The 11,812-nt window shown below is 72.6% G+C and carries 9 protein-coding genes; 7 read left to right on the forward strand and 2 right to left on the reverse strand.

Features of this window, described 5'->3' with window-relative positions:
• Positions 1-1,281 (reverse strand): ATP-binding cassette domain-containing protein (locus ACFV61_RS14385; RefSeq protein WP_380491881.1); only part of this gene is annotated, 1,281 nt, incomplete at its 3' end.
• Between the two features lie 528 nt (positions 1,282-1,809).
• On the opposite strand from ACFV61_RS14385, the gene ACFV61_RS14390 reads away from it, so the two are divergent.
• The 4 genes from ACFV61_RS14390 to ACFV61_RS14405 all read left to right on the forward strand — a co-directional run bounded on the left by ACFV61_RS14390 (position 1,810) and on the right by ACFV61_RS14405 (position 6,406).
• Complete coding sequence (locus tag ACFV61_RS14390) at positions 1,810-3,042, forward strand: trypsin-like serine peptidase (protein ID WP_380491883.1); 1,233 nt, start codon at positions 1,810-1,812, stop codon at positions 3,040-3,042.
• Between the two features lie 156 nt (positions 3,043-3,198).
• Entirely contained in the window at positions 3,199-4,836 is a 1,638-nt protein-coding gene (locus tag ACFV61_RS14395; RefSeq protein ID WP_063347012.1) for an ABC-F family ATP-binding cassette domain-containing protein, read from the forward strand.
• Between the two features lie 134 nt (positions 4,837-4,970).
• Complete coding sequence (locus tag ACFV61_RS14400; protein ID WP_380346220.1) at positions 4,971-5,645, forward strand: nitroreductase family protein; 675 nt, start codon at positions 4,971-4,973, stop codon at positions 5,643-5,645.
• 140 nt (positions 5,646-5,785) lie between these two features.
• Positions 5,786-6,406 carry a GNAT family N-acetyltransferase gene (locus ACFV61_RS14405; protein ID WP_380423489.1) on the forward strand — a complete coding sequence of 207 codons (621 nt, stop codon included), beginning with the start codon at positions 5,786-5,788 and terminating at the stop codon, positions 6,404-6,406.
• 74 nt (positions 6,407-6,480) lie between these two features.
• Here the strand turns inward: ACFV61_RS14405 and ACFV61_RS14410 are convergent, their stop codons facing one another.
• Positions 6,481-7,434, reverse strand: a complete 954-nt coding sequence (locus ACFV61_RS14410; protein ID WP_063347013.1) for an aldo/keto reductase — start codon at positions 7,432-7,434, stop codon at positions 6,481-6,483.
• Between the two features lie 530 nt (positions 7,435-7,964).
• On the opposite strand from ACFV61_RS14410, the gene ACFV61_RS14415 reads away from it, so the two are divergent.
• The 3 genes from ACFV61_RS14415 to ACFV61_RS14425 all read left to right on the forward strand — a co-directional run bounded on the left by ACFV61_RS14415 (position 7,965) and on the right by ACFV61_RS14425 (position 11,704).
• Positions 7,965-8,561 carry a choice-of-anchor C family protein gene (locus ACFV61_RS14415; RefSeq protein WP_380423490.1) on the forward strand — a complete coding sequence of 199 codons (597 nt, stop codon included), beginning with the start codon at positions 7,965-7,967 and terminating at the stop codon, positions 8,559-8,561.
• A 152-nt stretch (positions 8,562-8,713) separates the two neighbouring features.
• The gene (locus ACFV61_RS14420; protein WP_380423491.1) at positions 8,714-9,751 is read left to right on the forward strand and encodes a hypothetical protein; all 1,038 of its coding nucleotides are present in this window, start codon (positions 8,714-8,716) and stop codon (positions 9,749-9,751) included.
• A gap of 423 nt (positions 9,752-10,174) precedes the next feature.
• Positions 10,175-11,704, forward strand: coding sequence for a carbohydrate binding domain-containing protein (locus ACFV61_RS14425; RefSeq protein ID WP_380423492.1), 1,530 nt, complete (start codon positions 10,175-10,177; stop codon positions 11,702-11,704).
• The last annotated feature ends 108 nt before the right edge of the window (positions 11,705-11,812 follow it).

Raw genomic sequence — 11,812 nt, forward strand, 5'->3', positions numbered from 1 at the left:
GGGGGGGGGGCCCCACCGATCGCCGACCCCCCCCACGGACCTATTGTCCCCCCGCCGGCCGAGCCGCTGCGGCCGGCCCCGCCGCGCCACCGGGGTGCTGACCTCGCCCTCCAGCGGGGCGAGTTCGCCCGCGATGGTGCGCAGCAGGGTGGTCTTGCCGGAGCCGTTGCGGCCGACCAGGGCGATCCGCTCGGGGCCGCGCAGGTCGAGGTCGGCGGTGGTGCCGTAGGGCAGCCGGACCTTCTGCAGGGTGAGCACGGTGCGCCCGACCGGGACGGCCGTGCGCGGCAGGTCGATCCGGATCTCGGCGTCGTCGCGCACCGCCTCCTCGGCGGCGGTGAGCCGCTGCCGGGCCTCCTCCAGCCGCTCGGTGTGCATGCCCTGGAGCCGCCCGGCCGTCTCCTGGCCTTGGCGTTTGAGCTTGCCCGCGAAGATGTGCGGGTCGTTGCGGGTGACCGAGCGCTTCTTGCCGTAGCTGGCGCTGCGGTCCAGCCGGGTGCGGGCCTCGGTCAAGTCCCGCTTCTGGCGCTCGACGTCGGCCTCGGCGTTGCGCAGAAGCCGCTCGGCGGTCTCCTGCTGGGCGGCGAGGGTGCGCTCGTACTCGGCGAAGTTGCCGCCGTACCAGGTGACCGCGCCGTCCCGCAGGTCGGCGATCTGGTCGACGTGCTGGAGCAGTTCGCGGTCGTGGCTGACGATCAGCATGACGCCGTGCCAGCCAGCGACCGTCTCGTAGAGCCGCTCCCGGGCCGTCCGGTCCAGGTTGTTGGTGGGCTCGTCGAGCAGCAGGACGTCGGGGCGGCGCAGCAGCAGGGCGGCGAGGCGCAGCAGGACGGCCTCGCCGCCGGAGAGCTCCCCGGTGGTGCGGTCGAGGCCGAGGCGGTGCAAGCCGAGCCGGTCGAGGGTGGCGCGGGCGCGCTCCTCGACGTCCCAGTCGTCGCCGACGGCGTCGAAGTGGCGCTGGTCGGAGTCCCCGGACTCGATGGCGTGCAGGGCCTCGCGGGTGGCCCGGATGCCGAGCGCCTCGTCCACCCGCACGGTGGTGTCCAGCGTCAACCCCTGGGGCAGGTAGCCGAGTTCGCCGTCGACCCGGACGGTGCCGCCGGTCGGGGTCAGCTCGCCGGCGATCAGCCGCAGCAGGGTGGACTTGCCGGCGCCGTTGAGCCCGATCAGGCCGGTGCGGCCGGGGCCGACGGCGAGGTGGAAGCCGTCCAGGACGGGCTTGCCGTCGGGCCACTCGAAGGTGAGATCGGTGCAGAGGACGGCGGTGGTGGGTTGTGCCATGGAGGGCCTCCCGGGTGGTTGCCGAAGGGAACGATGAGCAACACGGGGAGACACCGCGGGTACGGACCGGTACGGCCGGGGGGAGGGCGGGGCGGATCCGGATCAGCCGGATCGGGCTCGCCACGGGGCCGTGACTGAGGTCGCACACTCGCACACCGCGCGGCGAAGGGCCTGCGCGGCGGGGGCGGTGTCTCGGGACCTCAGTAGAGCAACGGCCTTCTCCTTGTCTGGCTGGTGACTCCGTCCACGCTACGCACGGCGCCCGACGCGGGCAACCGAATTTCGGCGCACCGGGAAGCACCCTGGACACGCACCGGGAAGCGGCCGCCCGACCGGATTCCGGGCGCCCGGAGGAGGGCGGGTGCCGGTCCGGTGCCCATCCGGTGACGGCCCCTCCCCAGTCCGGGGGTGTGCGTAAGGAGGCCTTTATCCGCATGGCAGACTCCTCCCCTGCCATGCCTGCGGCTCCCCGGAGCCGTACCCGAGGAAGGGGTCGCATGGCGGTTATTCACAGGGGGATTTGAACTCATGTCACCGATGTACCGGCCGAACCGTGCCGTCCTGGGCGCCTCCGTCGCCGCGCTGACCGTGCTGGCCGCGACCGCGTGCGGCCCGGACAACAGCGACCCGGTCGTGGCCCGGACCACGGCTCCGACGGTCGCGGCCGGCGCCACCGGCAAGCCGGGCGCAGCACCGATCAAGCTGCCGACCGCCGAAGAGCTGAAGACCTGGAAGTTCGAGGACTGGGACAAGTGGGCCCAGCAGAACGTGATCACTCCGGCGGTCAAGGGCTACTGGACCCTGCAGCGGATCCTGAACGCCAAGCCCAAGCCGATGCCGCAGCCGCAGCCCGACCCGACGCAGCCGCCGGCCCAGCCGACCGGCGCGGCCCCGGCCCAGCCGACCTCGAAGCCGGCCACCCCGGCCCCGGCGCAGCCCACCACCGCCCAGCCCCCGAGCACCGGCGACGCGCTGCCCACCGTCATCGAGGCCAAGCCGACCCAGCACCCGTTCGCGAAGAACCTGCACGTCAACGGCAAGCTCTTCTTCAAGGACGGGAACGAGGACTACGTGTGCTCCGGCACCGTCGTCTCCGACCCGGCCAACCCCGGCAAGAGCAACCTGGTCTGGACCGCCAGCCACTGCCTGAACGGCGGCAAGGGCGGCCAGTACTACACCAACATCTCCTTCGCCCCGGCCTACAACAGCAACGGCCTGCTGAGCGGCGGCAAGCAGGCCAACGAGACCGACGCCGAGCCGTACGGCGAGTGGGGCGCGACCGCCGGCATGGTCTCGCCGCAGTGGTCGGCCGAGGCCGACCCGGAACACGGCGGCCCGTGGAGCCAGTACGACTTCGGGATCATCAAGGTCGCCAACCCGAGCGGCAACGGCAAGTCGCTGGAGGAGACCGTCGGCGGCTCCGTGCCGATCTGGTTCAACGCCCCGCGTGAGCAGTTCAACAGCGTCAGCGCCTACGGCTACCCGGCCGGCAAGCCGTTCGACGGCGTCGAGCTGGACCACTGCGACAGCGGGAAGCCGGCGAAGAAGACCGGCGACCCGAGCCGCCCGGCGATGCTGATGATCGGCTGCAACATGACCGGCGGCAGCAGCGGCGGCGGCTGGGTCGCGACCAAGGACGGCAAGCCGGCCCTGGTCAGCGACACCTCGATCGGCAACGGCGCCAGCACCTGGGAGGCCGGCCCGTACCTGGACGACGTGGCGGCCCGGATGTTCGACTACTTCTCGAAGAAGTCGAAGTGACCACCGAGGCCCGGAGCACCGCCGAGGCCCGGGTGGCCTCCCGGGTCCGGTAGGTCCTGACCGGCCCGCGTGGCCGGTCCCCGGGGCCGCGGCAGCCGCGCCGCGGCCCCGGGCTTTTCCGCCACCCGGCCCGCTCCTCCTACAATCGGGCTCATCATGAGCGCCACACTCGTAGTCAAGGACCTCGCCGCCGGTCACGGCGAACGCACCCTCTTCTCCGGCCTGGACCTGGTCGTCGCCCCCGGTGACGTGATCGGCCTGGTCGGCGTGAACGGCGCCGGCAAGTCGACGCTGCTGCGGCTGCTGGCCGGGCTGGACACCCCCGAGGGCGGTTCGCTGCGGCTCAGCCCGGCGACCGCCAACATCGGCCACCTGCCACAGGAGCCGGAGCGGCGCGAGGGCGAGTCGGTGCGCGACTTCCTGGCCCGCCGCACCGGCGTGGCGGCCGCGCAGACCGCACTGGACGAGGCCACCGAGGGCCTGGTCGAGGGCCGCCCGGGCGCCGACGACGCGTACGCGGCGAGCCTGGACCGCTGGCTGGAGCTGGGCGGCGCCGACCTGGAGGAGCGCGCCGAGGAGGTCGCCGACTCGCTCGGCCTGAAGGTCTCGCTCGACCTGCCGATGACGGCGCTGTCCGGCGGCCAGGCCGCCCGGGCCGGCCTCGCCTCGCTGCTGCTCTCCCGCTACGACGTCTTCCTGCTCGACGAGCCCACCAACGACCTCGACCTCGACGGCCTGGAGCGGCTGGAGGCCTTCGTCAAGGGCCTGCGCGCGGGCACCGTGCTGATCAGCCACGACCGCGAGTTCCTGGCCCGCACCGTCACCAAGGTGCTGGAGCTGGACCTGCACCAGCAGCAGGTCAACCTGTACGGCGGCGGCTACGAGGCGTACCTGGAGGAGCGCGCGGTGGCCCGCCGGCACGCCCGCGAGGAGTACGACGAGTACGCCGACACCAAGGCCGGGCTGGAGGCCCGGGCCCGGATGCAGCGCGGCTGGATGGAGCACGGCGTGCGCAACGCCCGCCGCAAGTCCTCCGACAACGACAAGATCGGAAAGGCGCAGCGCGCCGAGTCCACCGAGAAGCAGGCCTCCAAGGCCCGGCAGACCCAGCGGATGATCGAGCGGCTGGACGTGGTCGAGGAGCCGCGCAAGGAGTGGGAGCTGCGGATGGAGATCGCCACCGCGCCGCGCTCCGGCTCGGTGGTCGCCACCCTGCGCGCGGCCGTCGCCCGCCGCGGCGACTTCGCCTTCGGCCCGGTGGACCTCCAGATCGACTGGGCGGACCGGGTCGCCATCACCGGCGCCAACGGCGCGGGCAAGTCGACGCTGCTGGCCGCCCTGCTCGGCCGGCTCGAACTCGACGGCGGCAGTGCCTCGTTGGGCTCCGGCGTGGTGGTCGGCGAGGTGGACCAGGCGCGCGGGCTGTTCCTCGGCGGCGAGCCGCTGGCGGACGCCTTCGCCGCCGCCGTCCCGGAGTTCACGCCGGAGGAGGTGCGCACCCTGCTGGCCAAGTTCGGCCTCAAGGCGGTGCACGTGAAGCGCCCGGCCGGCACCCTCTCCCCCGGCGAGCGCACCCGGGCCGCGCTGGCGCTGCTCCAGGCGCGCGGGGTCAACCTGCTGGTGCTGGACGAGCCCACCAACCACCTGGACCTGCCCGCGATCGAGCAGCTGGAGGCGGCGCTCGGCTCGTACACCGGGACCCTGCTGCTGGTCACCCACGACCGGCGGATGCTGGACACCGTCACGGTGAACCGGCGGATCGAGGTCCGGGACGGGCGGGTGCACGAGCTGTAGTCCCACCCGGCAGGGCGGCCCTGCCGGGCGGCCCTGCCGGATGGACCCGCCGGGCGGCCCTGCCGGATGGACCTGATCTGCGGATTGGTCTCGACCTCTTCCCGGCGCGGCCGTCATGTGCTGTGCTGTCGGCCATGGTTGACAGTGCAGTGGCAGGGACGCCCTACCCGACCGTCCCCCTCACCCCGATGACGGTGCCGGCCCACGAGGCCGAGGCCCGCAGCAGGTCCTTCCACGACGTGATGGCGCAGCGCCGGACCGTCCGCGACTACGCGACCCGCCCGATCCCGGACGGGGTCGTCGAGTGGGCGATCCGGACCGCCAACACCGCGCCCAGCGGCGCGCACGTCCAGCCCTGGCGGTTCGTGGTGATCACCGACCCGGAGCGCAAGCGGCGGCTGCGCGAGGCCGCCGAGGCCGAGGAGCGCGAGTTCTACGCGCACCGGGCGTCGGAGGAGTGGCTGGCCGCGCTGGCGCCGATCGGCACCGACTGGCGCAAGCCGTTCCTGGAGGACGCGCCGGCGGTGATCGTGGTGTTCGAGGTGCACAAGGGGCCCGATTCGCCGCGTCCTTACTACACCAAGGAGTCGGTGGGGATCGCGGTCGGACTGCTGCTGGCCTCGCTGCACCAGGCCGGGCTGGCGACGCTGACCCACACGCCGAGCCCGATGAAGTTCCTCAACGAGGTCTGCGAGCGCCCGTTGGAGGAGCGCGCCGCATACGTCATCCCGGTCGGCTACCCGGCCGAGGGGGCGCGGGTGCCGGATCTGCGGCGCAAGGAGCTGGACGAGGTACTGATCAGGCTCTGACCGCCGGGCGTGTGCGCGCCCCGGTGCGCCGGGAGTGCGGCCGGGCGCGCCGGGGTGTGGCGGGGACTGGTGAGAGGCCTGGTGGGAGGCCGTCCGGAATTCATTGGTGACAGGTCCCGGCCAAGGACATAATCGCGGTCATGAGCCACCCGCAGTCACGGTCCTGCAAGTACCCGCCCGCCCCGCTCCACGTGCCCGGCCCCACCGCCGTCACCACCGGGCGGCCGCCCGAGGAACTGCGGCTGCCCGGCGGGATCTCGCTGCTGCGCCGCCGCAGCACGCACGCGGTGGCGCTCAACAAGGCCGTCCGCGCCAACCTGGACCACCTGCGGCCCTGGATGGAGTGGGCGGCCGAGCCCCCCACCCGGGCGCAGACCGCCGAGCTGGCCCGGGCCGGCTCCCTCGCCTGGGAGGCCGGCACCGACTTCATGTACCTGGTCGGCCTGGACGCCGAACCCGGCGGCGTGGTCGGCGCCCTCGGCCTGCACGGCCGGATCGGCCCCGGCGCGCTGGAGATCGGCTACTGGGTCGCCGCCCGGCACGCCGGCCGCGGCATCGCCACCACCACGGCCGGGGCGCTGACCGAGGCCGCCCTGGCGCTGCCCGGCATCGCGCGGGTGGAGATCCACTGCGACGAGGCGAACGGCGCCAGCGCGGCCGTCCCGCGCAAGCTCGGCTACCGGCTCGACCGGGTCGCCGAGGCCGCCGCCCGGGCTCCCGCCGAGACCGGGCGGCAGCTGATCTGGGTCCGGGAGGCCTGACGGCGCTCCGAGGCGGGGCCGGCGACCCGGGCCGGCGACCTGGGCGGCCTGCGCCGTTCGGTACCGCTGGCCGTTCAGTACCGCTCGCCCGTTGGCGTCGGCAGCGCGTCCAGGTCGGCCAGATCGGCCGCCGAGAGCACGACCTCGGCCGCGCCCGCGTTGTCCACCAGGTAGCGCGGCGTCTTGGTGCCCGGGATCGGGAAGACGTGCCGGCCCTGCGCCAGCACCCAGGCCAGCGCGACCTGCGCGGGCGTCGCGCCGATCCGCTCGGCGACCTCCTTGACCCTGCCGACCAGTGCCAGGTTCGCCTTCAGCGCGTCCTGCTGGAAGCGCGGCAGCCGGCGGCGGAAGTCATCGGCGGGCAGCTCGTCGAAGGAGGCGATGCTGCCGGTCAGGAAGCCCCGACCGAGCGGCGAGAACGGCAGGAAGGCGATGCCCTGCTCCTCGGTGTACGGCAGCACCTCGGCCAGCACGTCCCGGGTCCAGAGCGAGAGCTCGGACTGCACGGACGCCACCGGGTGCACCGACTGGGCCCGCTTGATCTCCTCGACGGTCACCTCGGAGAGCCCGATCCGGCGGGCCTTGCCGGCCGCGACGGTCTCGGCGAGGGCGCCCCAGGTCTCCTCGATCGGGACGGCCGGGTCGACCCGGTGCAGCTGGTAGAGGTCGACGTGGTCGGTGCCGAGGCGGCGCAGGCTGTCGTCGATCGAGCGGCGCACGTGCTCGGGGCTGCCGTCGCGGGCCGACTGGCCGGACCCGCCCGGGACGATGCCGACCTTGGTGGCGAGGAAGGCGCGCTCCCGGTACGGGCCGGCCAGCGCGGCGCCGACCACCTCCTCGTTGGTGTAGGGGCCGTACATGTCGGCGGTGTCGATCAGGGTGACGCCGAGGTCCAGCGCCTGCCGGATCACCCGGACGGAGTTCTCGTCGTCCCGGTTCTGCACGTCGTAGGCCCAGGTCATCCCCATGCAGCCGAGGCCGATGACGCCGGTCTCCGGGCCGTTGGTACCGAACGTGGCGTTGCGCATGACGGTGCTCCGATCGTGGTGGTGTGTTTGCCCGCTCGCGGGGTGCTGCGGTGGATCAACGCGTCCAGCTTTCACCTTGGAGTGCACTCAAGGTCAAGCCCGTCCGGTCGCGCTTCGGACGCGCTTGGGATCCGCTTCGGACCCGCTTCGGATCCACCTCCGATCCGCCTCCGATCCGCCGACCGCCAGAGGGGTCGTTGATCGTATGAGCGGCCCTCGGCTCACCCGGAGGTGGGATGCGCCCGAGGCGCAGGTGGAGCGCGTACGTCGGACTTCACCACCATGCGCGCGGGCACGACCGTCTGAACCGTGCGTCCGCACCACGGCCGGCCGCCGGGCGCGCGCAGGCCGGCCGCCCGGCCGGCACCGGGTGATCACCCGTCAAACCGGCGTGCGGGAGCCCGTCGGCGGGACCTCCGCACCACCGGGCGCCATCCGTCCGGTCTTGGCAGGGCTCACGGCGACGGCGGACCCTCTGGGCACAGCCGATCATCGGCTCGTCCAGTCGGTATTCCGTTGGGGAGGAACCCATGACGTTCTCGCGCACCCGCCTCGCCGCCGTCGCGGTGATCGTGGCCGCCGCCACCGCCGTGACCGTCCCGGCGCAGGCCGCCGGCGGCCACCGCGCCCTCAGCCGCTTCGACGACGGAAGCTTCGAGTCGCCCAAGGCCCCGGCGAACAGCTTCGCCGAGTTCAACGCCGGACAGACCATCGGCCCGTGGACGGTCACCAGCGGCAGCGTCGACCTGATCGGCGCCGGGTTCTGGCAGGCCGCCGAGGGCGACCAGTCGGTGGACCTCAACGGCGCCACCACCGGCGCCGTCGCCCAGACCTTCGCCACCGTCCCGGGCACCACCTACTCCGTGACGTACGCGCTGGCCGGCAACACGTCGGCCGCACCGGCCGTGAAGACCGGCCGGGTGCTCGTCGACGGCCAGGACTTCCAGGACTTCTCCTTCGACATCACCGGCAAGACGCCGACCAACATGGGTTACGTGGGGCACCAGTTCAGCTTCGTCGCGCGGAACGCCTCCACCACGCTGACCTTCGCCAGCACCAACGCGGGCGCGGCCGGCCCGGTCGTGGACGACGTCCAGGTCAAGGAGTGCAAGCCGTGTTGCGGGTGATCCACTGAACCGCCCGCCCGCCGGTCCGGGACCAGCGGGCGGGCCTCCCCCTCCTTGCCGACCGTTGTTTCCCCCTCGCTTAAAGTGCTTCACCCCGCACGGCGAGCCCTGACAGGGTCAGTTACCGGAAGGTGCACTCCCTGTGAGGAAGGGTGGATCCCTTGTTCAACCGATTGAACCGATTGAACCGATTCAACCGACGAAAAGCATCCGCGCTCGCCGTGGCGACGCTCACGGCGGCACTCGGTCTGGTGCCGGTCGGCACCGCCCAGGCGGCGGCCTGTCAATGGCAGAAGACGGCGTGGGAGCTGCCGCCCACCACGACGGCCGGCGCGGTGTCCTCCAGCGACGGCGGCCGGTACGGAGTCGGCCTCACCGGAACGCGGTCCACCAGCTGGCCCTACGACTTCACGGACGGGCGCGGGACGCTGTGGGACAACGGGAAGGTCGTGCTGCGGCTCCCTGCGGGCAATCCCAACCTGTCCGGCATCAACGCGGCCGGCCTGATCGTCGGCGCCGACCTCGTCAACAACAAGTTCAGGGCCGTGACGGTGAGCCACACCGGGACGACGACTGTGCTGCCGTTCAATCCGAACTGGAACAGCTCGTCCGCCAGTGTGGTCAACAACGCCGGTGACATCGCCGGGATGGCCAAAGTCGGAACGAATTTCATCCTGGTGGTGTGGCCGGCGAACGCGCCGGGAACGTACCGCGAACTGCCCATCCCGGCAAGCAGCTTCCTCTTCCTCAACGGCATCGACGAGCAAGGCAGGGTCGTCGGGTCCACCGACGCGTTCGGCTTCGTCTCGGACATCAACGGCCAGTGGCACGCGCTCGCCGCACAGGGCTCCAACGCCAAGGGAACTCCTGCGGCGATCCGGGACGGGCGCATCGTCGGCGGCACGCAGAACGACACGAGCTACGCCGAAGCCGAATGGGACGCCCAGGGTTCGCTGATCCGAACCATCGGCACGGGCGCCATCTCGGCAAGTGCCATCGGCGGCAACGGAATCGTGGGCGGCACGGCGTTCGTCGGGTCGATTCGACGGCCTGTCCTGTGGCGTGACGGCGTGGTGGCGGACTCGCTGCCTGCGGTCTCGGACTCGTTCACGATCAGGGCGATCAGCACCGACGAGAAGACCCTCATCGGGAACGAGAACTCCCGACCCGTGAACTACACCTGCTCCTGACGGCTGCTTCTGATGCCTGCTCCTGACTGCTGTTTCTGACGGCTGTTTCTGACGCCATGAGGGCCGGCAGCCTCCTCCCCGGAGGGGCTGCCGGTCCGGTCTTCGCCGCCGTCGCTTTCGCGGCCGCCGCCTGTCGGGAGCCGAAAATCCTCCTGCCAGGGTGCCGAAGGTCGACAGGGGTGCCACCCGAGGGTGCGAAGCGGTGTTCCGAGAACGGGGTTCCAGAGCCTTAAACCGTTCCTAAAACCTTCCCACAGCGGGCTTCCGATGCCCCGGAAGTGCTTGACGTGCACAGCTGGTCTAGTCCAGTTTGATGCTCAGCACCGCGCTCCTCCCCCGCACCGGACCAGCCCCCATGCTGCCGCCCGCCCCGCGTTTCCCCCTTCGCGGCGCGGGCGGCCCCACGTCCCGAGAGGCACCCCCATGCCCAGCGCGCCCCAGCCCGCCCCCACGCACCGCCGCCCCGCCGGTCGCACCAAGCTGCTGAGCCTCGCCGCCGCCACCGCGCTCGCCGCCGGCGGCCTCGCCACGCTCGCCGGGAACGCCGGCGCCGCCGACGGCAACCTGCTCGCCAACCCCGGCCTGGAGAGCGACGCGCTCAGCCCCTGGAGCTGTTCCGGCGGGACCGGCAGCGTCGTCAACTCCGGTGCGCACAGCGGCAGCTACGCGCTGAAGGGGGCGGTCGGCGCGAGCGACACCGCACAGTGCGGCCAGACCGTCACCGTCCAGCCCAACACCACGTACAACCTCAGCGCCTGGGTGCAGGGCCAGTACGTCTACCTGGGCGCCACCGGCAGCGGCGTCACCGACCCGGCCACCTGGACGCCGGGCGGCGCCAACTGGCAGCAGCTGTCCACCAGTTTCACCACCGGCCCGGCCACCACCAGCGTCACCGTCTACCTGCACGGCTGGTACGGGCAGGGCGCCTACCTCGCCGACGACATCACGCTCACCGGCCCCGGCGGCGGCAACCCCACCACCCCGCCGCCCACTTCGGGCACCCCGACCGGCACCCCGACCGGCGGCCCCACCGGCACGCCCACCGGCGGCCCGAGCACCCCGCCGCCGAACGTCGCCGTCCCCGTCGCGCCCTACATCGACATGGGCGCCTGGCCCACCCCGTCCATGCCCGACATGGCCAAGTCCGGCAACCTCAAGGCCTACACCATGGGCTTCGTGACCGGCGTCGGCTGCAAGGCCAGCTGGTTCAACGCCTACGATCCGCGCACCGGCTGGGCCAAGGACCAGATCGACGCGCTGCGCGCGGCCGGCGGCGACGTCAAGCTCTCCTTCGGCGGCGCCAGCGGCACCGAACTCGCCGCCGCCTGCACCACCGTGGACTCGCTGTTCGCCGAGTACAACGCCGTCGTCAACGCCTACAACCTGCGCTACGTCGACTTCGACATCGAGGGCGCGGCCATCGCCGACACCGCCTCCAACGACCGCCGCTCCGCCGCGCTCGCCAAGCTCCAGCAGGCCCACCCCGGCCTCAAGGTCTCCTTCACCCTGCCCGTCCTGCCCGAGGGCCTGACCTCCGAAGGCGTCGCCATCGTCAAGTCCGCCCGCGACGCCGGGGTCGCCGTCGACCTGGTGAACATCATGGCGATGGACTACTACCGGACCGGCACCGACTACGGCAACGCCGCCGTGCAGGCCGCCCAGGCCCTGTTCGGCCAGCTCAAGGCGCTCTACCCGGCGAAGACCGACGCCCAGCTGTGGGCCATGGTCGGCGTCACCCCGATGATCGGCGAGAACGACGACCACCAGATCTACAACCAGGCCGCCGCCCAGCAGTTGGTGACCTTCGCCCGGCAGAACCACCTCGGTCTGCTGGCCTTCTGGGACGCCACCCGCGACGCCAACGCCTGCACCGGCGGCTCGCTCTCCAAGTGCACCAACATCGCGCAGCAGCCGTACGAGTTCGCGAAGATCTTCGCCCAGTACGCGGGCTGACCGCGCCACACGGGCCCGGGGCCCCCCCCCCGCGCGGGGGGGGGGGGCCCCCGGGGGGCGGGGGGGGGGGCCTCCCCCCCACACCCCCGGGGGGGATCGGGCGCGCGC

Source organism: Kitasatospora sp. NPDC059817, assembly GCF_042731835.1.
In the GTDB taxonomy this organism is placed as follows: domain Bacteria; phylum Actinomycetota; class Actinomycetes; order Streptomycetales; family Streptomycetaceae; genus Kitasatospora.